Source organism: Nocardia ignorata NBRC 108230, from assembly GCF_001612905.1.
GTDB lineage: Bacteria > Actinomycetota > Actinomycetes > Mycobacteriales > Mycobacteriaceae > Nocardia > Nocardia ignorata.
In genome coordinates, this window is record NZ_BDBI01000040.1 from 1 (window position 1) to 22,872 (window position 22,872).

Consider the following 22,872-nt stretch of genomic DNA (forward strand, 5'->3'; position numbering starts at 1 on the left):
GCCAAGGTGGTTCCATACCTCCCTGGTGCACAAACCACCGAGGCGGTTCCGTACCTCCCTGGCGCTAAAACCACCGAGGGTGGTTCCTTACGGCTGGAGCCCCACCACATAGCGAACTCCGCCCCAAACACACGAAAAACCCCGCTCCCTAACAGGAGCGGGGCTTCTACAGCGAGCCTCTACTTCGGCTTGTCAGCCCAAACAGTAGTGCCGTCCGGCGCCTGCAGCACCTGCAGCAGCTCCAGGCCGGTCACAGCCATCACCGGTCCACCGATGGCGATCATCCCGATGATTCCGCCTGCTGCGGCGCCGACCGTCAGGCCGGGCAGGCAGCCGAGCGGAATGGTGACGACGCAACCGATGACGGCGCCGATGGCGGTGCCGACGAAGGTGCCGATGGCGGTGCCGATGCTGAACTTCGAGGAGAAGTCGTTGATCGCCTTCTGGTTCTCCTGGGCGGAGGCGATCTCCTGGCCCTGCAGGACCGGCTTGACCGCGACCGGCTGGGCCGCGATTTCGACGCCCTGGGGACGCTCCGGCGTCAGTTCGAGCACCGTGGAGTCCTTGACGACCTCAGCCTTGGTCGGGATCTCCGTGCCGGAGATCGAGAAGGCGATCGGCATGGCCATCACGACAGCGCCGGTGCTGTCCTTGATCTCGGCAACCTGGGTCTTCGGCGCTTCGGGAGTCTCCCCCTCCTGCTCCACCAGCGAGAAGGTCCCGTTCTTCACGGTGGCGACCACGGTCTTGTCGACCAGCTTCACCGAGTACTTGATGCCCTCGGGCGCCACGGGCTCAGCATGCGACGTCCCAGCGGCCACCGTCATGGCCCCGATAACCAAGGCGGCACCCGCAACGGTTTTACGGATGTTCATTGAAGTTCCTATCCATCAGGTGTGGTGCGGCGTGCGATCAAGCGACACGCGAGACTCGTCAAGCGGGTGCACCCTTGTGAGATGCTCCCAACTTCTCCCCGAGCAGTGTGAAGACCGGCACAGCAGACAGAACGTCTGGAGCCTAGTAGACCGAAACCCCTGATGCCAGCACAGTTTCCAGGGGCATGGGTGAGGCTGCCCTAACCCATCGCGTCGGCAAAGGAGGTTTCCCATGCTCAATCACAAGCACGATGCAACCGGAGCAAACAGAACAGTGACATACATCACATAATCATCGGTATGAACGGCTGTTGAGGGACCGCCCCGGCAACCTGCCCGCAAGGAAATCGACGGCGAATCCGAGCACGCCGATCACCAGGATGATGGCGACCACCTGATCGTAGGCGAGCTGGTCCCGGGCATTGAGGATCTGGTACCCGAGTCCCGATCGCACACCGAGCATCTCGGCGGGCACGAGCACGATCCAGGCCGTGCCGAGCCCGAGTCGCAGCCCGGTGCGGATGTGGTCGCGCACCGCCGGAATGATGACGACGCGCAGCTGCTCGCCCCGGGTCGCGTGGAACGAGCGCGCCACGTCGAGGAAGCCGCGATCGATGGCGTGTACCCCCGCCACCGTGTTCAGCATGATCGGCCACACGGCCGCCGCGGCGACGAGGAAGTACACCGGCTGGTTGCCGATGCCGAACACGGCGATGGCGATCGGGGTCCACGACAGCGGCGAGATCATCCGCAGGAACTGCACCACCGGCGAGGCGGCCTGTTCGATCCGCGTGCTGAGCCCGATCAGCAACCCGATCGGCACACCGAGCACGGTGGCGATCGCGAGCCCGATCAGCAATCGCCACAGGCTGATTCCCGCGTCGGCGACGAGCACACCACGTTCGTGCAGATCGGCGATGGCGGGTAGCACGTGCTGGGGCGCGGTGCGGCGCAGCAGCGAGTGTTCCGGCGAGAGCACCGTGGTCGCCGTCCACCACAGCCCGACGGTGACGAGCACGGCGAGCACCGGCGGCCACACCCTGGCCAGGACCGAGCGCGAAACGGTCGAGCCGGTTTTCGGTGGGGCTTGGGTCGTTGTAGTCACAGCAGGTGCACCTGTTCAGTTCGGTCGAGGCCGGTGAGCCCGAACGCATGTCTCCCACCCTGTGCGGCAAGGGAATTCAGCACGAAGGTGTCGTCGACGAGCTCGCTGTGCGCGCGGGCCGGGTCGAGGGTGTCGAGGAAGCCCCGGTCGCCGTCGACGACGGTCTCGTGCATCTCCTCGACCAGCCGCCGGGTGAAGCTCGGGTACGGGTAGGGCTGGAATCCCACCAGCTGCGGCGACCAGTCGGGCCGCTGGAACTGGTAGGGCGGGTCGGGGTAGGCGAGCGCGGTCCGCACCGCGGGCAGGGGTTGCGGCAAGTAGCTGCCGGTGGTGAGCGCTTCCGCGGCGCGCGGCCGGTCGGTGCCGATGCGTAGCTGCGCCGCGACCACCGCGTCGGTCACGGCCTGGACGGCGTGCGGTCGTTCGGCGATCACGTCGTCGCGGGTCACCAGCACGCAGCAGGCGTGTTCACGCCACACGTCACCGAGGAACACGTGGATGCGCCCGATCTTCTTGATCTGGGCGATGGCGTTGAACGGGTCGGCGACCACATAGCCGGAGATGGACCTGTTGGCCAGGGCGGGAACCATGTCCGACGGACTCATCACGATGAGTTCGACGGTCCGCTTGGCGCGCGACGCGGTCCGGCGCACCACAGGTGTGATGTCGTGGGCGCGCAGGAGTTTCTGCAGCACGATGTTGTGGATCGACCACCAGAACGGAATGGCAACCTGGGTGCCGATCAGCTGTTCCAGCTCGGTGATGTCGGGTGCGACGGTGAGCGCCGACCCGTTGGTGTGGTTCCACCCGAGCACCCGCACGTTCGCCCCGAGCACCTGCCGCAGCTGAATCGCCATGGGCATCAACAGGTGCGCCACATCCACCTGACGGGAGACGAACGCTTCCGCCAGCCCCGACCAGCTGCGGAACATCACCGGTTTGGCGCTGCTCACCGACCCCGCGGGGTAGAGGTGTGCCGAGTGCGCGATCAGCAGCGGCGCCGCGTCGGTGATCGGCAGGTACCCGATGCGCAGCGCCTGTTCGCGCCGTTGCCCGGCGCCTGCCGCGCTGCGGACCAGGTCGGCCGACCCGTAGAGCCCGGCGGCCGCGGTGAGCCCGGCCGCCCCGGCGAGCAGGTGCCGTCGTGAAAGCCCGCTCACGACACCACTACTTCGTCCGGGTGGTACTGCCCGAGGATATCGGCGCGCAACGCGTCGCCGCCGTCGCGCACCTCGGTCCATTCGCGCCGGATGCGGCCCTTGTCGAGCAGCACGATGCGGTCGGCCAGATCCATCGCCTCGTCCACGTCGTGGGTGATGAGCACGACCGTCGCCTCGATCTCGGTGACGAGTTCGGCCAGCCATTTCCGCAGGTCCAGACGGGTTGCCGGGTCGAGGGCGCTGAACGGTTCGTCGAGCAGCAGCAGCCGCGGCCGGGTGGCGGCCGCACGCAGCACGGCGACGCGCTGCGCCTGCCCGCCCGACAGCTCACCCGGATACCGCTGCGCCAGCGATCCCAAACCGAAACGGGCAAGCAGGATTTCGGGGTAGTCCTTGTCGAACTCGCGCCGGTGTGCGGCGAACCGGCCGGCGAGCGAGATGTTGTCGATGACGGTGAGCCAGGGCAGCAGCAGCGCCTGCTGGAAGACCACCCCGGTACGCGGCCGGGCACCGTCGGTGCTCCAGCTGATGGTTCCGGTGGTCAGCTGTTCGAGTCCGGCCAACACGCGCAGCAGCGTCGATTTGCCGCTGCCGCTCGGACCGAGCACGGCGAGGAATTCACCGCGGTCCACGTGGAAGTCCACGTCGTCGAGCACGGTGCTTTCGCCGAATGTCTTGCCACCGCCGTCGACTTTCAGTTCCCAGATACTCAATTCGGCCGTCTCTCGAGAAAAGGGTGCCACCAAGGGCCGCGCGCACCGACGTCGGCGCCGGTGCGCGCGGAGTGCCTACGCGCCTTTGACGCCGGTCAGACGGGTGTACATGCCGCCGTGCAGGTAGTCGACGACAACGTCGGTCAGCCGGTCACGGAAGACCTGCTCGAACGGGTGCAGCTCCCGGAAATGCGATCCGACGATGCCCGACTTCACGAAGTTGTAGCCGTTGATCGGGTATCGGCTCAGTCCCGATGTGCGCGGCAGGGCGTCGATGATGCGCACCTGGGTGCCCGGCGTGAGGTTGCCGAGCAGTTCGGCCAGCTTGTCCGACGGGTGCGGCACACAGCTGAACGCGATACAGCTGAACAGGACGTCCACATCCTGGTTCACGGGCAGTTCGGCGATGTCCTCGGTGAGCAGAGTGACGTTGGGCCAATGGTTCTCCTCGACCCGCTTCTGCGCCTTGGCGAGGATGGCGGCGTTGTTGTCCACCCCGATCACGTGCCCGGTCGGCCCGACGGCGGAGAGCAGCGCGGGGAAGGCGAGGCCGGTGCCGCACCCGAGGTCGGCCACCTTCTTACCGGTGAGGTCGAGGCCTTCGACCAGGCCCGGATGCAGTTTGTCGATGCCACCGAGGGACAGGAACCACGCCGTCCGGTCGTAGATGGGGGCCGCGATGTCGTACCGCTCTGCGAATTTCATGCGAATCTCTCGGATCTCTCGTCGGTGGGTTATCGGGGGGTGAGCCGGACGTTGAAGCCGCCCTTGATCATCGGCGCGAGGCCGGGGTCTTCAACGAGCTGCCAGTTCGGCGGGAGCTCGATCTTGTAGCGGCTGAAGATGAGCGCGACCAGGTACGGCGCGATGAGGTAACCGAGCTGTGCGCCGGTGCAGCGGTGCGGGCCCGCGCCCCAAGCCAGGTAGTGCAGTACGCGCGGCTGGTCGACCCGCTTGCTCTGGTCGTAGAAGCGTTCGGGGTCGAACACGTCGGGGTCGGTCCACCAGCGCGGGTCGCGGTGGATCGTCGAGATCGGCACGCCGAGCATGGTGTTGGGCGCGATGTCGTAGCCCTGGTAGTTCGCGCCCCTGGCGGTGAATCGCAGCAGCAGCGGAAGGCCCTGCATGCGCATGCCTTCCTCGAAGCACGCCTTCACCCAGTGCATGCTGCGCACCGATTCGATGGTCGGCTTGGACAGGTCGACCGAACTGGCCTCTTCGACCAGCCGGTTCTTGGCTTCCTCGGCCAGGCAGGTCCGCACGACGGTCTGGGTGATGGCGCCCGCCGTCGTGCCGTAGGAGGCGCTGGTCATGGTCGCCACGTCGAAGCACAGGTCCCAGAACGTCATCGGGGTCTTGAGCTTCTTGTAGCCGGCGAGCATGCCGTCGAGCACGTCGTTGTAGGTGCCCAGCGACGGCGAGTTCTGCCGTTCGACCACCCGGTCGCGCACGATCTTTCCGGCCGAGTACACCGCCCACGGCCGGATCTTGTACCGGCCCCAGGGGCGAACCAGATTCGGGGGATCCGCGATCTTCAGCGTGGAGCCGAGGAATTTCGTGAACGTCGACAGACCGTCGTGCAGATCGTGAATTTCCTTGGGCGTGAACGGTTCCGTGAAGGTCTGGGCCAGCACGCCGCGCAGCAGTGTCTGGAAGATCGCCTCCTGCAGGTCGGTCACACCGTCGGCGTCGGTCGCGGCGGCGATATTCGACTCGAGGCTTGCCAGGTAGGCATCGGCATTGGCGTGGAAGGTGCTCTTGAGGCCGTCGCGGGTCACCAGCGGGCTGACGATGCGACGGCGCTCGCGGAACAATTCGCCCTCGATGAACGACAAACCGTTCTGCCGCTTGGCAATCGCGGGATGGTAGTTACCGAATTTGCTGTAGTCGCCGGAGGTGTCACCCATCGCCGCGTGTGCGTCTTCGGGATCGGCGATCACCACCAGGTCGCGCAGCGGCAGTTTGATCCGTACGACATCGCCGTACCGGCGCACCGCGTCACGCAGGAATTTGTTGCGGTCCTTGGCATATTCCGGATAGGAGCCCATGATCCGGTGTCCGGGCGGGCCGGGCAGGTGCCGGTTGGAGAGCCTGCGACTGGTGATTCCGGTGACGGATGGCACCTTCTCCGCCGTGGCGTGGGGACATTTCTCGGTCATCACAAACCTTTCCTCTTACGGAAGACGTGGGCACGGACCAGCCCGCCGAGGTGCCGGGCCGTGGATTCCAGTTCCAGGCCGGCGTTCTCGCAGCGCGCGAGGGTGTGTTCGACGCCGCGATCGAGTTCGACTTCCCTGGTCATGTGGGCGACGGAATCCATGCCCGCGATGGCGGCGACACCGCGGATGAGTCGCAGCCGCAGCTTCAGCAGGTTGCGCAGCAGCGGGCTGTCGGGCATGGCGAGTTCGATCAGCAGGAAACGTCCGTCGGCGCGCAGCACCCGCACCGTTTCGGCGAGCGCGGCGGCGGGGTCGTCCATGTCGTCGAGGGCGAAACACATCACGGCGGCGTCGAAACTCGACGACGGGAAGTCGAGCGATTCCGCGCTGCCGAGAGCGAGCTGCCAGTCGTTGCTCGGCCGCTTGCGGCGCAACCGGGCGAATTTCCGCGCGGCGACGGCGAGCATCTGCTCGTTGAGGTCTACGGCCACATACGACAGGCGCAGCGGGTACACGGCCGCCAGGGCAGCGCCGATCTCGGCCGTCCCGGCGGCGATATCGAGCACTTCCGCACCCGGCCGAAGGTCGAGCGCGCGGACGGCGCGGCGGCGTAACCGTTTGTCGCCGCCGAGGGTGAGCAGCGAGTTCACCGCGTCGTAGCGCGGTGCGATTCGGGTGAACATGGCCTGCGGGGTGGCAGGGCGTGTTCCGGCCATCGCGATCTCCTCGGGTTTCACCGGCGCGGGTCGGCGCGACGCGCGACGCGCACCGCCTTCTCCGCGCCGAAGGCCAGCAGGGTGGACAGGGCGCCGGTGCGGGCGTTCTTGCCGTCGCGGGCCCACCCGGTGAGCAGGCCGGCGAATTGGCGGATGTGCGCGCGTCCGGCGAGTACGGGTGCTTCGGCGGCGGGGATTCTGGCGTCGATCAGTGTCGGCCCGTTCCCGGCGAGTGCGGTGCGGAAGGCGTTGCCGAACTCCTTGGCGCTACGCACGGTTGTCGCGCGCACCCCGCAGTGCCTGGCGAACCCCGCGAAGTCGATTTCGTGGAAGCCCGACGCCCGGTCGGGCCAGCCCATGATCCAGCTCTCGAATTTGATCGCGGCCAGGGCGTTGTTGTTGAACACCACGATCACCAGCGGTGAACGCACGTCGGCGGCGTTGCGCAGTTCGGCCAGGGTGATACCGATGCCCCCGTCACCGACGATCGCCACGGACACCTCGTCGGGGTGGCGCACGGCCACGTCGACGGCGGCGGGTACCGCGAATCCCATGGTCGCGAACGAGGCGGTCCACAGGTAGCGGTGCGCCGAGCGCACGTAGCGGTAGGCCCAGAGCGTGTTGATGCCGACGTCGACGCTCAAGGTGGACGGCTTGTCCAGGTGGGCCAGTTCGCTGTCGATGATCTGGGCCACCGTGGCGGCGCGGAGTTTGCGTGCGCTCTCTCTCGGCTTGCGGCGCGACCGTTCGGCGACTTCGGGTGCGTCGCGCTCCTCGCCGAGCAGACCGACAAGCGCTTCGAGGGTTTCCCGCGCGTCACCGAGCAGCCCGACCGAATCCGACGGCAGACGAAGGAAGGTGAGCGGATCGGTGTTCACCGAGATCACGGGGTTGTGCCCGACCATCTCGAAAGCCGAACCGCGCCAGGACACTCCGACAACGATGACGAGCCCGCTGCGCCGGACGCGCTGCATGGCGTCGTCGGTCCCGGAGGTGCCGACCAGTCCCGCGCAGTGTTCGCCGACCACGTCGGCCGCCAGCGCACCCATCGTGCAGTAGAGCGGACTGCCTGTGCGAGCGGCCAATTCGACGAGTTCGCGTCGCGCGCCCGCCGCCCCGCGCCCGACGATGATCGAGATATCCCCGGCGGCACCGATGAGTTCGGCGGCACGCACGATGTCCTCGGGTGCCGCGGTCGCGCGGCCGGGCAGCCCGATCAGCGACGGCGGGATCGCGAACGACCGCGCGCTGTCCACGAGGACGGCGCTGGTGCGGGCGGCGATCGCGGTTCGTGTCACGTGGATGTGGGTGACGCCGCGTCCACCACCAGCGATGGTCGTGAAGGCGTCGCGCAGCCGGACCGCGTCCTGCGCGCCACCGTCGAGAACCACCGAGACGGCGGCGATATCGGCGAGCACGTCGACGGGATCGAGCAGCCAGGGTGTGGTCTCGACGGAGACCAGCACAACGGACGCATCGTCGAAGGCCGCGTCGTAGAGCCCGTTGAGCTGGCCGAGGAGTTCGGCGGGCGAGGTCACCACAGCGCAGGAGGTTGTTCCGTCGGCCTTGTACGCCGCGGTCGCCCGCATGGCCGCGGCCTGGACATCGGCGACGACGTGCAGGTCCAGCTCAGCGGTGGCACCGAGCCGCGCGCGGCTGTTCTTCGACAGGTACGCGCAGTCGATGCCCCGGTGCACGAGTGCCGCGAAGAGATCGGTGACGTAGTCGACGACATCGACATCCGGCGCCGGAGCGGGCCGGTCGTCCGCGAGCGCCGAGGTGAGGACGAGCGCCGGACCGTGCCGGTCCTCGCTCAGGCGCGACCGCAGTTCGGTGGCGTCGCCGGCCCAGGACACCCCGATACCGAACGCGTTGGCCAGGTCGCTCACCGGCACACCGGGTTCGGCCCGGCACACCACGGTCACCGGCACGTCGTACCGTGCGGCAGTGGAGAATTCGGAGATGTACTGGTCGAGCGAGTCCAGGTCGGTGAGCGCGTAGGAGCGAGCGCCGTTCGCGAGGGCCAGACCGATGGCCAGCGGCAGGGCCGAACCCTCCGCCTCGAAATTCCACGCACTGTGCAGGTGCGCGCGCTCACCGAGATAGCGGCGGGCGAGTTCCCTCGTCGCCCCGGAGTCGACCGCCACCGACGCACCGGCGAGCGCGTCGGCGAGCACACCCCAGCCCTCGGGCGCGTTCGGATCTGTCGGTGCGACAGGGGCGCTCGCCGCGGCCGGGGTACCGCGCCTGCTCCACACGGCCGACACCAGCGCGTGCAGGATCTGCGGAACCTCCCCGGCGATCCCGATCCGCCTGCTCTCCTCGTCGAAGCCAGACGTGGCCACATCGGTGATCTCGAGCAGCAGTTCGAGCGATGGAAAGTGCCGTGCCACACCGGCGGTCGGCTTGCCGATCAACAGCACCTGCCGGGCGTCGGACTCCTCGACCGGCGGCACCGACCAGTCCGGAATCCCCGCTTCGGGCAGGGCGACGATCGGCACACCCAGCGCGTCCGCGAGCAGCAACGCACAGTCCGCGACGGCCCGGCCGCCCGCGCCGAGCACGATGACACCCGGTGTGGAGCACAGGTATTCGGCCAGGTCTTCGACGCGCTTCTTGTCCACATCGGGCGTTGTCCGTGCGCCGAACCGGTACGGGCTCTGTTGTTCGAGCCCCTCGAGGGGTGAGTTGAGCACGTCGGACGGCACGGCCAGGTGCGCGGAGGTCTGTTCGAGCCGCACCGACAGCACCGTCTGATCGAAGACGGCGAGTTGATCGGGCGAGACGATGTCGGTGGAGCGCCACGTTCCGTCACGGAACAGTCGCGCCGAGTCGATCTCCTGGAACGATTTCGTGCCGATCTCGGCGCGCGCCACCTGGCCGGATATCGCCAGCACCGGCACCCGGTCGTAGAGCCCGCCGTACACGCCGGGCAAAAGGTGGGTGGCACCCGGTCCGGCGGTGCCGAAGCACACCCCGACGGTGCCCGACCCCTGCGCGTAACCGACCGCCATCCAGGCGGCCGCACTCTCGTGCCGCACCGCGATCAGCTCGATCTCCGATCGCCGTCCCACCGCGTCGACCAGGCAGTTCACCGATTCGGCAGGCATGCCGAACAGGTAGCGCACATCGTGGCCGATCAGCCGGTCGACCAGGGCGTCGGCGAACCGTGGCCGCCCGAGCACGTCGGCGCCCAGATTGGTGTTCATCTGCATGTCAGTGCCTCCACTCGTCTGTATCCCCGCGCGAGTACGTCGACGACGTCGGCGAGGTGCCCCCTGGCAGGAACCGTGATCCGGACGCCCGCGTCCGGATAGCAGCGCACCGCGATGCCCGACTCGGCGAGGTGCGCCACGAGTGCCGCCGGATTCGGCGTCGGCACCCAGACGAAGTTGCCGGACGAATCGGGCACGTCGATGCCGTGTCCGCGGATGGCCGCGACGAAGTCCGTCCGCACCGCGATCACCGAATCGATCTGTGCCTCCAGCTCGTTCACCACCCCGAGCGAGGCGACGGCCGCGGCCACCGCGAGCCGGTTCACCCCGAACGGCATCGCCATCGACCGGCAGGCGCCGATCAGGTCGCCGTGACCGACCGCGTAACCGACCCGCAGCCCCGCCAGCCCGTACGCCTTCGAAAACGTGCGGAGCACAACCAGATTGGGGTGCTCCTCGGCCATTCGCAGGGCCGCCGACCGGTCGTTGTCCCGGTCGAATTCGATATACGCCTCGTCCACCACGACGACCGTGTGGTCCGGCACTCGTGCCAGTACCTGCTCGATCTCCTCGGGCGTCACCTGTTCACCGGTCGGGTTGTGCGGTGAGCAGATCAGGATCGCGGCCGCGTCGTCGCCTGCCGCGGCGACCATCTGCGTCAAGGGCTGCCATCGGTTCGGTGTCCCGATCACCGGCACCGCGATACCGCCCGCACCGAGGACCACCCGTTCGTAGGCGTCGAAGGCGGGCACCGCGTAGACGACCCGACCACCGTGTCCGGCGACCCAGCGCAGCAGATAGGCGAGCACTCCGACACTGCCCGGCCCGACGACGACTTGATCCGGTGTGCAGCCGGCGAATTCGGCGATGGCGCTGCGCAAATCGCCGTACGCGGCGGCAGGGTAGGCGGCCGCGTGTTCGACCTCGTCGGCGATCGCGGTGCGTACGCTCGGCAGGGGCGCGAAGGGCAGCGCGTTGTTGGACAGGTCGAGCGCGGCCGCCGAGATATCGGCCTCCTCACCGGATCGATATTCGTCGAGTAATACCGTGTCGCGCACCGCTGTCGTCCTTTCCGCCGTCACCCGATGTCTTCCTTTTTCCGGGTATCGAGTTTCAGCGCGTCCATAGCGAAAATAACCACCAAAGATCCGGCGACAACAAGCAGCGAAGTAACAGATGGGTCCGCCAGCAAAACCCAGGTAGACAGGTATCCCGTCGATACGATCATGTCGAATCGAAGCATGTTGTTCGCCGATTGATTGTCGTCGCGCAGAATCATCCGTGCGCCCTGCGCACATGCCACGGGGAACCAGGCCAGTGCGAACAAATACTTCGCTTCGAATTGCCCGGCGACCACCAGGAAAAGCGGACCGAGATAAACGAGAACAGTGGCGGCAGCAGCAGCGACAGCCGCCTGCTGCCGTGTTGCGAAAATGGTGGCCGAGGTCGACAATCCGGCTTCGCGGTCGCCCTTGAAGTCCGGCAGGTTCTTCACGAATCCCTTGGCGACGAACCAGAGCAATAAATACGCGGCCATGCTGAGGAAGGACCAATTCCCCGCGATCGCAGGACCGTTCTCCACGACGGCGGGCGCCATCAGGAACGGCAATGCCACATCGAGCGCGAAGAACACGAGCGAACCCATCGGCCGCGCCTTCATCCGCAGCGGTGGCAACGAGTACTGGTGGGCGATGAGCAGGCACAGGGCTGTGAGCAGAAGGAATGCCGGGCTCACCACGGCTGCGGCCACCAGCATCACCGCACCGGCGGCGTAGCTGCTCCGCAGCAGTCGCCGGCGACCGTACAGGCCGAGCAGGTACAGCCGGGCCGGGATGTTCTGGTTGTCCTCCGCGATATCGGAATAGGCATTGAACAGGTTGGCCACGGCGCTGTAGAGGAACGTGACGAAGAAGCCGAGCAGCACGTCGATACCCATCGGCACGTCCAGCAGCACACAACCCAGATAAAACGCGAGCATGCCGGGCAGACAGGTGCGCGGCCGCGCGAACGAGAGAAACAGGCCGACCCGTTCCATCGTGCCCGTGGTGAACCCGTCGGACGAGTTCACCCAGTCGATTCTTTTCTCCGCCGATTTATGCAGGAATTCGTCAAGCGTCGGTTCAGGAATTGTTCCAGTCACAATCAAAGCCCACTCGTCACCCGTTTGCGGCCCGGCCGCGGAAGAGGCGGCTGGGGCGACCATACCCGAGTTCCGAAAAGAGCGGCAGTGTGTGCAACCGGCGCTTTCTCCGGTTGCACACTCCGACCGTTTCACAAATGCGGTATAGGTTTCCCTATGCTGATCGACTTCGTGCCCGACAAGAACCTCTACCCCTTCGAGTCACGCTGGTTCGACTCGTCCGCAGGCCGTGTCCACTACATCGATGAGGGATCGGGGCCGACGATTCTTTTCTGCCACGGCGTTCCCGCCTGGAGCTTCCTCTACCGCCACGTCATCGCCGAGCTGCGCACCAGGTACCGGTGCGTCGCCGTCGACTATCTCGGCTTCGGCTTGTCCGAGCGGCCCGAGGGTTTCGGCTACACCGTCACCGAGCACACCGGCATCCTCGGCGAGCTGATCGACCACCTCGGCCTCGCCGACTACGTGCTGATGGGGCACGACTGGGGTGGCCCGATCGGCTTGGGTGCCAGCATCCCGCGAGCGGACCGCCTGCGCGGAATCGTGCTGGGCAACACCATCTTCTGGCCCATCGAGGCGATGGCGAACCGCGTCTTCGCCCAGGCCATCCGCACCGGACCGATGCAGCGGCGGGTACTCGAGCAGAACTTCCTCGTCGAGCGGGTGTTGCTGTCGGAGCTCGGTAAGACATTGAGCGCGGCCGAGATCGACCACTACCGGTTGGTGCAGCCGTCACCGCAGGCCCGCAGGGGTCTCGCGGTGATCGCCAAGCAGATCGTCGACGCCCGCCCACTGATGGCTCAGCTCGCCCGCGACGTGCCCGCGGTCCTCGCCGACAAGCCGACGCTGCTGGTCTGGGGCATGCGCGACATGGTGTACCGACCCAAGGCCCACATCCCCCGCATGGTGTCGACCTTCACCGACGTGGAGGTCGTCGAGCTGCCGCAGGCCCGCCAGTTCATCCAGGAACACGCCCCCGTCGAGATCGCCGAGGCCATCGCCAAACGGTTCCCCTAGGGCAGTGCGGTCGCGGCGACCGGCGCGGGCGCATCCGATTCCGCGCGGGATCGCCGCGCCAGCAGGAACGCCGCGACCGCCGCCGGCCCACCCATCACGATCCCGTAGGTGGCGGCGGGCACCGCCATCGCCTCGCTGCCCAGCGCCGACACCGCGACCGCGATGGCCAGCGTCGCGTTGTGGATGCCGATCTCCATGGACGAGGCGATGGCCTGCCGGATATCGACCCCGAACCAGCGGGGCACGTAATAGCCGACTGCCAGGCTCAGCACAGACAGCAGCACTGTGATCGCGCCGAGCTTGCCGAAGTTCGCACGCAGCGTGTCGAATTCGGACCCGACGGCCACGCCCACCGCCATGACCAGCACCACCATGGAACCGAGCTTCACCGGTCTACCCATCCGGTCGGCGAACGCGGGCCGCGCGTGCCTGATCCACATCCCGACGGCCACCGGCACCAGCACGATGACGATCACCTGCACCAGCTTGGCCGGTTGCAGCCCGACCGAGGCGTCACCGTCCATGAACGCCGCCACCGACAAGGTGATCACGATCGGCATGGTGAACGCCGCGATCACCGAGTTGATCGCGGTGAGCATGATGTTGAGCGCCACATCGCCACCGGCGAGGTGGCTGAACAGGTTGGCCGAGGTACCGCCCGGCGAGGCGACGAGCAGCATCATGCCGACCGCGAGCACCCCGGTGAGCCCGAAGGCGAGCACGAGCAGCACACAGATCAGCGGCAGCACCACGAGCTGGCAGACGAGGGCGACGGCCGCCGCTTTCGGATGGCGGACCACCCGCCGGAAGTCGTCCGGTGTCAGGGTGAGTCCGAGGCCGAGCATCACCACCACGAGCGCGATCGGCAGCACCACCGCGAATTGCGAAGAACCCATCATCACTCCTGTTTCGCCCGGTCGGCCACCAGCAACTGCCCGAGAGCGATCCCACCGTCGTTCGGCGGAACCTGCCGATGGCTGTACACCGCCAGTCCGGCGCGTTCGAGCATCACCATGCAGTTGACCAGCAGGAACTCATTGAGGAACACGCCGCCGGAGAGCACCACCTGCCGAATACCGTTGGTGTCGGCCAGGTTCCGGCACTGCCGGACGACCATGGCGACGACCCCGCTGTGGAACCGCCTGCTGATCCGTTCGAGCGCGGTCCCGGCGGCCAGGTCGGCCGCGATCGCACGGATCACCGGCCGGTGGTCGACTTCTCCTGCGGTGTAGCCGAATTCGTAGCCGTCGATGAGCGTGAGGTCGCGATCGAGCAGACCCTCGAGTTCGATCGGGCCCTGCGCCTCGTATTCGGCCCTCGAACACACGCCGAGCAGAGCCGCTACCGCGTCGAACAACCGACCCATACTCGTCACCTCGGGCGAGTTGATGCCACGGGCGCACATGGTCGCGTAGACGTGTCTGCGGTCGTCATCGAGCGTCGCCAGCACCGAAAAGATCTGCACCGCAGCATCGATGGACCCGAGCGCGTCGACAGCGACAGCGACACCCGTCCGGATCGGTTCGCGCACAGCCTGATCGCCGCCGATCAGGGCCACCCGCCGCAGATGCGCTGCCCGTTCGACCTTGCCGTAGTCACCGACCAGGAACTCACCGCCCCAGATGGTGCCGTCCGTGCCGTACCCGGCACCGTCGAACACCACGCCGACCGCGGGCCCGTCGAGCTTGTTCTCCGCCAGGCAGGCCGCCATGTGCGCGTGATGGTGCTGCACCGCGATCGGCTCACCTGTCTCACCGATACCACTGTGGCCCATATTGATCCGGAAGTCCGGGTGCATGTCGTACACCCCGGCCTCGGGTCGCAGGTCGTACAGCGAGGCCAGGTGGGCAGCGGTTCGGCGGTGCGATTCGAACGTCTCGTCGTTCTTCAGATCACCGATGTGCTGGCTCAGATACACCCGCGTGCCGGCCGACAGCGCGACCGTCGTCTTGAGTTCGGCGCCATAGGCGACCAGTGGCCGCAGCGGACGACCCACCTCCACCGGGTACGGCGCGTACCCACGCGCGCGGCGCAGGAAGGTCAGTAGTGGTCCGTCCAGATCCGGGTGGATCGTTACCCGGACCACGGAATCGTCGACCCTGGACTCGATTTCGCGGTCGTGGTACAGGATCGCGTCCGCGATCTCGAACAGGTGCGCCAGCGCGTCCTCATTGCGGTGCACGATGGGGTATCCCGACACATTGCCGCTGGTCATCACGAGCACATCGGTGTCGGCCTCGTCGAGCAGCAGGTGGTGATGCGGTGCCGAGGGCAGCATCACTCCCAGGTTCGGATTCCGTGGCGCGACACTCTCCGGTACCGCGCCAGTATGCTTGCGTGCCAACAGGATCGGCCGAGCGGGCGAACGCAGCACCTGCTCCTCCGCAGGCGACAGTTCGACGATCCGGTGCGCCGTGTCCAGATCCCGCACCATCACCGCGAACGGTTTCGAATCGCGCCGCTTGCGCTTACGCAGCAGTGCCACCGAGTCGGCATTCATCGCATCGACGGCCAGGTGGAAACCGCCGACACTCTTCACCGCGACGATCCGACCGTCCGACAGCTCACGCACACTCCGGCTCAACGCGTCCTCGTGCACCGTCCCGTCGGGGTAGGCGAGCAACAGCCTCGGCCCACAGTCCGCGCAGGCGTTCGGCTGTGCGTGAAACCGCCTGCTCATCGGATTCCGGTATTCCGCATCGCAATTCGCGCACATCGTGAACGCGTGCATGGTGGTCTGCGATCGGTCGTAGGGCAACGCGCGGATGATCGAATACCGTGGCCCGCAGTTGGTGCAGTTGATGAACGGGTAGCGATAGCGCCGGTCGGCCGGGTCGCGCAGCTCGGCGAGACAGTCCGCACACACGTGGGTGTCGGCGGGGACGAGCGCCACCTTCTCCCCCGTGTGCTCGCTGTGCACGATCTCGAAACTCGACGCGCCCGACCCGCCCGCCACCCGGCTCAGCGCCACCACCCGGTCCACCCGAGCCAGCTCGGGCGCCCGGTCGGCCAGCTCGGCGCAGAACGATTCCAGCGCGGCTGCGGCGCCGCTCGCCTCGACGAGCACGCCCTCTGGATCGTTGCGCACCCAGCCCGTGAGCTGCCGTTCGCGGGCGAGTTTGTAGACGAACGGGCGGTACCCCACGCCCTGTACGACCCCGGTGACCCTGATCTGCCAGGTGGCGGTCATGGCGGCCCGGTCAGCACAGGCGGGGCAGCTCGGCGCCCCGCAGCGGTTGCAGTGTCGATTCGCGTCCGTCGGCGTCGCGCAGCACGACCGCGGCGCCGTCCCGGCCGGTCACCTCGCCGATCACCGTGGCGTGCCTGCCGTACTCGTGCCCGCGCAGTGCGGCCACGATGTCGGGGGCGGCGGCCTGGTCGGCGAAGATCGCCAGGCAGCCCTCGTTGGCGCAGTTCAGCGGGTTGATGCCGAGCATGTCCGCCGCCATCGCGGTCTCGTGCTGGATGGGCAGCGACTGCTCATCGATGGTGATGGCCTTGCCCATGCGGCCCGCGTATTCGTGCAGCACCGCCGAGAGACCACCGCGCGTCACGTCACGCATCGACCGCACCGCCTCGCGCGGCACCGCCGCGAAGACGCCGTCGATCATCAGGTTGAGCGGCGCGCAGTCGCTGAGCACCCGGCTCTCGAAGCCGAGCCCCTCGCGGATGGAGAGCAGGTGCACCGTGTGATTGCCGATCGGACCCGACAGGATCACCGCGTCGCCGGGGCGGACCGCGTCCATCCGCAGCGGTTCGCGCAGGAAGAACCCGACACCACTGGTGTTGAGGTACAGCTGATCGGCCTCGCCCGCCCGCACCACCTTCGTGTCACCGCACACGATCTGCACCCTCGCCTCGCGCGCGGTCTCCCGCACCGACGTGAGCACGCGCTCGAGCTGGTCGAACGACAAGCCGGCCTCGAGAATGAGTCCGAGGGTGAGATAGCGCGGCACCGCACCCGAGACGGCCAGGTCGTTGACGGTGCCGCAGACCGCGATCTTGCCGATGTCGCCGTTGCCGAAGAACGGCGGGTCGACTACGAAACTGTCGGTGGTCATCGCGATCCGGTCGCCCTCCACGGGCAGGACCGCGCTGTCCTCCATCTCCCCCACGTATACGTCGCCGAGGGTGCGGGCGATGAAGTCGACCAGCTCGCCCGAGAGCACAGCGCCGGTGCCGTGGTCGAGCTGGATGTGCTGCGTGGCCACGGTCATGGTGTCTTGGTCTCCTTGCGCGGGATGCCGCCGGTGGTGTCGATGAGCCGCAGGATCTCGGCGGAGTCGGCGACGGTGGCGCAGTAGCTCTCCAGCCAGTCCAGCGCCCGCACCCGGTCGGCCTCCTGCGCCGAGAACACGCAGTCGCCGGGCACCGCGACGATGTAGCCGCGGAAGAAGGCGTCGGCGGCGGTGGTCTGGATACAGATCTGGGTCTGCAGACCGATCAGCACCAGCGCTTCCACGCCCTCGGCCTGGAGCCGGTCGTGCAGGTCGGTTTCGTAGAAGCCGCTGTCCTTACTGCGTTCCTGGATCACGTCGTCGGGCTCGACGAATTCGCGGATCACCTCGGCGCCGGGAGTTCCGCGCAGTGCCGGTACGCGACCGTCGTAACGCTCGGCCAGCGGGTCGTCGGGCTGATTCAAAAGTTGCAGGTGATAAACCGTGCAGCCCCGCTTGCGCATCTCGGTCAGGAATTCGTTCACCCGCGGCGTCGCAGCCGCGATAGCGGCTTCCCGCTCGGGATTCTTCCCCACGATGTCGTATTGCAGTCCACTGGTGACAACGGCGATTTTGGACATGCCGATCCTTAGGTCCGTAAGAATGGGAAACAGCTCGGAAGTTCAGGCCGAACGGGCGCCCGGCGAATTACCGTACGCATTATCGGAAGCGGCTTGCAGGGCCTGGGCGATATTCGCCCAATTGGCCGCGCATTGATTGGCGAGTTCGATCACATGGTAGGAGGAATGGGGTCGCACGAATTCGACGATCTTCTCGGCGTCGCCCGCGTTCACCGCGTGCTGATGCAGCCACCGCAGCAATTCGCGACCGCCGACGCTCATCCGCAGCGCCGGGTCGCGCGAGAGCACGGCGAGCAGGGCGTCGAGGTCCACCTGCTTCTTGTGCGGTGTCGGCGCGAGCCGGTCGTTCTCCGCCGGTCCACCGGGCACCGGAGTCCTGGTGTCGTCGGGCTGGACGAGCGGGCCCATGCCGCTTTCCAGGCGGGCCCGGACGTCGCGGACGGTCGACGGTGAGAGGCCCACTTCGCGGGCGATGGAACGCAGCGAGGCATCGGGGCGGGCCAGCAGGAGTTCGGCGGCCGTTTTGCGCGCCGAATTCGTGTCGACCGGCCGGAGCCTGCCGTCACTGCCGAGCCGATGACTCGCTTGCGACGTATCGCCGGTACCGCTTCTGATCGACGCCACAGTTTTCGCGGAAAGCCCCGCAGCGGTGGCGATCGATCGATTCGACCAGTGCGGATGGGAACGGATGATGCGTTCCGCCGCGGCCCGGCGATCGGCCAGCGACAGGGGCAGGCCGTGCCGCACGTTCTCCTGCACGCCGAGAATGAACGCCAATTCTTCGGAACCATCGACCATATACGCGTCGATGTGCGTAAGGCCTTTACGTAGCGCCGCGTTCGTCCGGTGAAATCCGTCGATGATCCGATTCGTCGGACGATGGACGAGAATGGGCGGCATAGGCCATTCCGCCTCGACCAGCCGCTCGATATGTGCGGGGTCCTCCCCTTCGAATCGGGGGGAGCCCGCCATGACGAGCGAGGCGATTTCCACAGACTGTTTTACCCGGTTGGATTTCAGCGGGCGATTCACCTATCAAGCCCCCCAGTCTTTCAAGCTGTGCATCGATATCAAGATCAAGAGCCGCGTAAAAAAATATCGCAGTGAGTCAATTCGGGCAAGTGTTCGATCCGAGACCCTCGCCCACGGTCGACGCGCCGGTCAGGGCGCCGCGGCGCCCCACCCGACCGACCGGTAACCAACCGACCTGACGGTGTCCAACTGGTGAAACCCACAGTTGGACAAGCTCCTTCATGCCTCGAAGTCACGATCCGGCCGGCTGGCGCGCCGAGAATAGAATGGTCTATGCAACTCACAGCCACGAGCGCACTCAGGTGAGAATGCGAATTCGCCCGGGAATTATTTCCACGGACCGAACAAACTGGACGATAGATCAATTCCATCTTGTTTCAGATCACGGCCGAGCATCCGCCCAAGCACCCCCGAACCCCCGGCCCCCACACCCGCCGCGATGCAAGCCCCATCGACACGCGGGCCCTTCCGCGGCGATCCCGGAACGAGCCGCAACGGCCATGCGCCGAATCAACCCCTGAACTGCGACGTTAGGATGATCCTCAGCTCCGGGAAGACATCGAAGCTACCCACCGGTAACATAGAATCCGTACCCCTACTGGCGGGTAACTTGGACCGTACTATGATGCGACCTGGGACGAGCGGCACCGCGTCGCTTCGTGAACGAAAGGCCACAGCATGAGCCCCATATCTTTGACGTTGGGCATCATCTCCATTCTGGTCGGTGTCCCCGCGTGGATCGGGTTCGGCCTCGCCATCCGGAAGATGGCTCGGACGATCATGCTCGGGCAGCCTGCCCCCGACCGGTTCACTCCGTTCGTGCCGCGGTTCGCCACCATGATCAAGGAGTTCGCCGCGCACACGCGCATGGTGAAGTTCCGGACCGTCGGCTGGGCGCACTGGCTCGTCATGGTCGGCTTCATGCTCGGCTTCGTCACGGTCTTCCAGGCGCAGGGGCAGATCTTCAGCCCCACGTTCACCTGGCCGCTGGTCGGTAACACCTTCGTCTACCACCTGCTCGACGAACTGCTCGCGCTCGGCACCATCATCGGTGCGATCGTGCTGATCGTCATCCGTCAGCTGAACCACCCCCGCGTCCCCGCCCGGCAGTCGCGCTTCTCCGGCTCCAACTTCTTCGCCGCCTACTTCGTCGAGCTCATCGTGCTCGTCGAGGGCATCAGCATGCTCGGCGCGAAGTCCCTCGTCCTGGCCTACACCGGCGAATCCCACGCCAGCAGCGACTTCGTCAGCATGCACATCGCCTCGGTGCTGCCCGCCAGCGCGGAAGCGGTGTCGGTGTTCGCCTTCTTCAAGCTGATGGCCGCGCTGGTCTGGGTCGTCGTGGTGAGCCGCAACGTCAACTGGGGCGTCGCCTGGCACCGTTTCGCCGCGTTCCCCAACATCTACTTCAAGCGTGAGGCCGACGGCGGCGTCGCCCTCGGCGCCGCCAAGCCGATGATGTCGGACGGCAAGGTCCTCACCATCGAGAACGTCGACCCCGACACCGACACCCTCGGCGCGGGCAAGATGGAGGACTTCTCCTGGAAGGGTTGGCTCGACTTCACCACCTGCACCGAGTGTGGTCGCTGCCAGTCGCAGTGCCCCGCCTGGAACACCGGTAAGCCGCTCTCGCCCAAGCTGCTCATCATGTCGCTGCGCGACCACGGCTACGCCAAGGCGCCCTACCTGCTGGCCGGCGGCCGCAAGGACATGGGCGGCGACGAGATCGGCCTGGTCGACGCCGACGGCAAGCCCGACGAGGCCAAGCTGGCCGAGATCACCGAGGAAGCCCGCACCGAGGCCGAGCGCCCGCTCGTCGGCGGCGAGGATGTGCACGGTGTGATCGACCCCGAGGTGCTGTGGAGCTGCACCACCTGTGGTGCCTGTGTGGAGCAGTGCCCCGTCGACATCGAGCACGTCGACCACATCATCGATATGCGCCGCTACCAGGTGCTGATCGAGTCGGAGTTCCCCTCCGAGCTCGCCGGTCTGTTCAAGAACCTGGAGAACAAGGGCAACCCGTGGGGCCAGAACTCCAAGGACCGCCTCAACTGGATCAAGGAAGTCGATTTCGACATCCCGGTCTTCGGTAAGGACGCCGACAGCTTCGACGGCTACGAATACCTGTTCTGGGTCGGTTGCGCCGGCGCCTACGAGGACCGCGCCAAGAAGACCACCAAGGCCGTCGCCGAACTCCTCGCCACCGCGGGCACCAAGTTCATGGTGCTCGGCGCGGAGGAGACCTGCACCGGTGACTCGGCTCGCCGCGCGGGCAACGAGTTCCTCTTCCAGCAGTTGGCGATGCAGAACATCGAGGTCATCAACTCGGTGTTCGAGGGTGTCGAGCAGTCGAAGAAGAAGATCGTCGTCACCTGTGCGCACTGCTTCAACGCGCTCAACAACGAGTACCCGCAGGTCGGTGGCACCTACGAGGTCGTGCACCACACCCAGCTGCTGAACCGCCTGGTGCGGCAGAAGAAGCTGGTCCCGGTGGCCACGGTGTCGCAGAACATCACCTACCACGACCCCTGCTACCTCGGTCGCCACAACAAGATCTACAACGCGCCGCGTGAGTTGATGGAAGCCTCCGGTTCGACCCTGGTCGAAATGCCGCGCCACGGCGAACGTTCCATGTGCTGTGGTGCCGGTGGTGCCCGCATGTGGATGGAGGAGCAGCTCGGCAAGCGCATCAACGTCGACCGTGTCGACGAGGCGCTGTCCACCAACCCGACCAAGATCGCCACGGGTTGCCCGTTCTGCCGCGTCATGCTCAACGACGGCGTCACCGCGCGTCAGGAGCAGGGCCAGGGCGAGGGCGTCGAGGTGGTCGACGTGTCGCAGCTGATGCTCGACTCGATCACCCGCATCGATGCCGCCGAGCTGTCGGCGAACCTGCTCGTCGTCCAGGAGCCGAAGGCCGAACCCGAGCCGGAGCCCGAACCCGAGCCGGAGCCGGTCGCCGAGGCACCCGCCGAAGCTGCCCCCAAGGCCGCGCCGGCTGGTGGCGGACTCGGTATGAAGGGTGCCGCGAAGGCCCCCGGTGGCGGTCTCGGCATGAAGGGTGCCGCCAAGGCGCCCGGCGCGAAGGCCCCTGCCGCCGAAGCGGAGTCGGCCCCGGCCGCGCCCGCCAAGGGTCTCGGCATGAAGGGCGGGGCGAAGGCGCCCGGTGGCGGCCTCGGTATGAAGGGCGGTGCCAAGGCTCCGGGCGCGAAGGCATCCGCTACCGAAGCTCCGGCCGCCGAATCGGCCCCCGAGACCACCGCTCCCCCGGTCAAGGGTCTCGGCATGAAGGGTGGCGCCAAAGCCCCCGGTGGCGGACTCGGCATGAAGGGCGGCGCGAAGGCGCCCGGCGCCAAGGCTCCGGCCGCCGATGCGGCTGCTGATGCGGCTCCGGCTGCGGAAGCGCCCGCCGAAGCTGCTGCCACGGAGACCAAGCCCACGGTCGCCGCCAAGGGCCTCGCCATGAAGTCCGGCTTCAAGCGCCCCGGCCCCAAGGCTCCGGGCGCCCCCAAGCCCGCGGAATCGGCACAGGCCCCCGCCGCCCCGGCCGCGGACCCCGCGACCGAGTCCGCACCGGCCCCCGAAGCCCCTGCCGCCGAATCGGTTTCGACCCCCACCGAAACCAAGCCGACCGTCGCCGCCAAGGGCCTCGCCATGAAGTCCGGCTTCAAGCGCCCCGGCCCGAAGGCCCCCGGCGCTCCGAAGCCGGCGGAACCGGCAGCGGCCCCCGCCGAACCGGAAGCTCAGGCTGAGCCCACCGCCCAGGAAGACACGGCCCCCGAGCCCACACCTTCCAACGGCAACGGCACCCCACCGGTGGCCCCGCCGACCGCCAAGCCCGGCGGCCTCGGCTTCAAGTCCGGAGCAAAGGCCCCCGGCCGCAAGAACTGACAACTGAACAACCAGTGAGGCGCGGATTCATCGAATCCGCGCCTCACTGCT

General features: G+C 67.1%; 17 protein-coding genes. 2 read left to right on the plus strand and 15 right to left on the minus strand.

Annotated features, from left to right (window positions below; genetic code table 11):
* Positions 1–179: 179 nt before the first annotated feature.
* The 10 genes from NI2_RS28410 to NI2_RS28455 all read right to left on the minus strand — a co-directional run bounded on the left by NI2_RS28410 (position 180) and on the right by NI2_RS28455 (position 12,146).
* Complete coding sequence (locus NI2_RS28410; RefSeq protein WP_067497071.1) at positions 180–875, minus strand: DUF8020 domain-containing protein; 696 nt, start codon at positions 873–875, stop codon at positions 180–182.
* A 292-nt stretch (positions 876–1,167) separates the two neighbouring features.
* Positions 1,168–1,980 carry an ABC transporter permease gene (locus tag NI2_RS28415; protein ID WP_166655739.1) on the minus strand — a complete coding sequence of 271 codons (813 nt, stop codon included), beginning with the start codon at positions 1,978–1,980 and terminating at the stop codon, positions 1,168–1,170.
* Positions 1,977–3,140, minus strand: coding sequence for an ABC transporter substrate-binding protein (locus NI2_RS28420; protein ID WP_067497073.1), 1,164 nt, complete (start codon positions 3,138–3,140; stop codon positions 1,977–1,979). The genes NI2_RS28415 and NI2_RS28420 overlap by 4 nt, the downstream gene beginning before the upstream one ends.
* A complete protein-coding gene (locus NI2_RS28425) occupies positions 3,137–3,853 on the minus strand; it encodes an ABC transporter ATP-binding protein (protein ID WP_067497076.1) in 717 nt (238 codons plus the stop codon). Before NI2_RS28425 ends, NI2_RS28420 begins: the two co-directional genes overlap by 4 nt.
* A 75-nt stretch (positions 3,854–3,928) precedes the next feature.
* The gene (locus NI2_RS28430) at positions 3,929–4,558 is read right to left on the minus strand and encodes a class I SAM-dependent methyltransferase (RefSeq protein WP_067497078.1); all 630 of its coding nucleotides are present in this window, start codon (positions 4,556–4,558) and stop codon (positions 3,929–3,931) included.
* A 29-nt stretch (positions 4,559–4,587) separates the two neighbouring features.
* A complete protein-coding gene (locus NI2_RS28435) occupies positions 4,588–6,012 on the minus strand; it encodes a cytochrome P450 (protein WP_067497080.1) in 1,425 nt (474 codons plus the stop codon).
* Positions 6,012–6,728, minus strand: a complete 717-nt coding sequence (locus tag NI2_RS28440) for a class I SAM-dependent methyltransferase (RefSeq protein WP_133733872.1) — start codon at positions 6,726–6,728, stop codon at positions 6,012–6,014. Before NI2_RS28440 ends, NI2_RS28435 begins: the two co-directional genes overlap by 1 nt.
* Positions 6,729–6,745: 17 nt before the next feature.
* Positions 6,746–9,937 carry a thiamine pyrophosphate-dependent enzyme gene (locus tag NI2_RS28445; protein ID WP_166655740.1) on the minus strand — a complete coding sequence of 1,064 codons (3,192 nt, stop codon included), beginning with the start codon at positions 9,935–9,937 and terminating at the stop codon, positions 6,746–6,748.
* Positions 9,934–11,025 carry an aminotransferase class I/II-fold pyridoxal phosphate-dependent enzyme gene (locus NI2_RS28450; RefSeq protein ID WP_166655741.1) on the minus strand — a complete coding sequence of 364 codons (1,092 nt, stop codon included), beginning with the start codon at positions 11,023–11,025 and terminating at the stop codon, positions 9,934–9,936. The genes NI2_RS28445 and NI2_RS28450 overlap by 4 nt, the downstream gene beginning before the upstream one ends.
* Positions 11,022–12,146, minus strand: coding sequence for a UbiA family prenyltransferase (locus NI2_RS28455; protein ID WP_084476920.1), 1,125 nt, complete (start codon positions 12,144–12,146; stop codon positions 11,022–11,024). Before NI2_RS28455 ends, NI2_RS28450 begins: the two co-directional genes overlap by 4 nt.
* A gap of 93 nt (positions 12,147–12,239) precedes the next feature.
* Here NI2_RS28455 and NI2_RS28460 point away from each other — a divergent pair, with 93 nt between their 5' ends.
* Positions 12,240–13,100: a haloalkane dehalogenase gene (locus NI2_RS28460; RefSeq protein WP_067497087.1), complete on the plus strand. Its 861-nt coding sequence runs from the start codon at positions 12,240–12,242 to the stop codon at positions 13,098–13,100.
* On the opposite strand, the gene NI2_RS28465 is transcribed toward NI2_RS28460, so the two are convergent.
* Genes NI2_RS28465 through NI2_RS28485 form a run of 5 tightly spaced genes read right to left on the minus strand, consistent with a single transcriptional unit; the run spans position 13,097 to position 18,696 of the window.
* Positions 13,097–13,996, minus strand: a complete 900-nt coding sequence (locus tag NI2_RS28465; RefSeq protein ID WP_067497089.1) for a bile acid:sodium symporter family protein — start codon at positions 13,994–13,996, stop codon at positions 13,097–13,099. The two genes, NI2_RS28460 and NI2_RS28465, sit on opposite strands and share 4 nt — an antisense overlap.
* 2 nt (positions 13,997–13,998) lie before the next feature.
* Positions 13,999–16,290: a carbamoyltransferase HypF gene (gene hypF / locus NI2_RS28470; RefSeq protein WP_067497091.1), complete on the minus strand. Its 2,292-nt coding sequence runs from the start codon at positions 16,288–16,290 to the stop codon at positions 13,999–14,001.
* A gap of 10 nt (positions 16,291–16,300) precedes the next feature.
* The gene (gene hypE, locus NI2_RS28475; RefSeq protein WP_067497093.1) at positions 16,301–17,317 is read right to left on the minus strand and encodes a hydrogenase expression/formation protein HypE; all 1,017 of its coding nucleotides are present in this window, start codon (positions 17,315–17,317) and stop codon (positions 16,301–16,303) included.
* A complete protein-coding gene (locus NI2_RS28480) occupies positions 17,314–17,898 on the minus strand; it encodes a cysteine hydrolase family protein (RefSeq protein WP_067497095.1) in 585 nt (194 codons plus the stop codon). The genes hypE and NI2_RS28480 overlap by 4 nt, the downstream gene beginning before the upstream one ends.
* 42 nt (positions 17,899–17,940) lie before the next feature.
* Positions 17,941–18,696, minus strand: coding sequence for an AsnC family protein (locus tag NI2_RS28485; RefSeq protein WP_243749776.1), 756 nt, complete (start codon positions 18,694–18,696; stop codon positions 17,941–17,943).
* A 912-nt stretch (positions 18,697–19,608) separates the two neighbouring features.
* On the opposite strand from NI2_RS28485, the gene NI2_RS28490 reads away from it, so the two are divergent.
* The gene (locus NI2_RS28490) at positions 19,609–22,821 is read left to right on the plus strand and encodes a (Fe-S)-binding protein (RefSeq protein WP_067497098.1); all 3,213 of its coding nucleotides are present in this window, start codon (positions 19,609–19,611) and stop codon (positions 22,819–22,821) included.
* Positions 22,822–22,872 lie beyond the last annotated feature (51 nt).

Excerpts from the sequence above, each read along its gene's own strand:
- NI2_RS28410 (WP_067497071.1), bottom strand. The coding sequence starts at position 875 with ATGAACATCCGTAAAACCGTTGCGGGTGCCGCCTTGGTTATCGGGGCC.
- NI2_RS28430 (WP_067497078.1), bottom strand. The coding sequence starts at position 4,558 with ATGAAATTCGCAGAGCGGTACGACATCGCGGCCCCCATCTACGACCGG.
- NI2_RS28435 (WP_067497080.1), bottom strand. The coding sequence starts at position 6,012 with ATGACCGAGAAATGTCCCCACGCCACGGCGGAGAAGGTGCCATCCGTC.
- NI2_RS28440 (WP_133733872.1), bottom strand. The coding sequence starts at position 6,728 with ATGGCCGGAACACGCCCTGCCACCCCGCAGGCCATGTTCACCCGAATC.
- NI2_RS28445 (WP_166655740.1), bottom strand. The coding sequence starts at position 9,937 with ATGAACACCAATCTGGGCGCCGACGTGCTCGGGCGGCCACGGTTCGCC.
- NI2_RS28455 (WP_084476920.1), bottom strand. The coding sequence starts at position 12,146 with ATGGTCGCCCCAGCCGCCTCTTCCGCGGCCGGGCCGCAAACGGGTGAC.
- NI2_RS28460 (WP_067497087.1), top strand. The coding sequence starts at position 12,240 with ATGCTGATCGACTTCGTGCCCGACAAGAACCTCTACCCCTTCGAGTCA.
- NI2_RS28465 (WP_067497089.1), bottom strand. The coding sequence starts at position 13,996 with ATGGGTTCTTCGCAATTCGCGGTGGTGCTGCCGATCGCGCTCGTGGTG.
- hypF (WP_067497091.1), bottom strand. The coding sequence starts at position 16,290 with ATGACCGCCACCTGGCAGATCAGGGTCACCGGGGTCGTACAGGGCGTG.
- hypE (WP_067497093.1), bottom strand. The coding sequence starts at position 17,317 with ATGACCGTGGCCACGCAGCACATCCAGCTCGACCACGGCACCGGCGCT.
- NI2_RS28480 (WP_067497095.1), bottom strand. The coding sequence starts at position 17,898 with ATGTCCAAAATCGCCGTTGTCACCAGTGGACTGCAATACGACATCGTG.
- NI2_RS28485 (WP_243749776.1), bottom strand. The coding sequence starts at position 18,696 with ATGGTCGATGGTTCCGAAGAATTGGCGTTCATTCTCGGCGTGCAGGAG.
- NI2_RS28490 (WP_067497098.1), top strand. The coding sequence starts at position 19,609 with ATGAGCCCCATATCTTTGACGTTGGGCATCATCTCCATTCTGGTCGGT.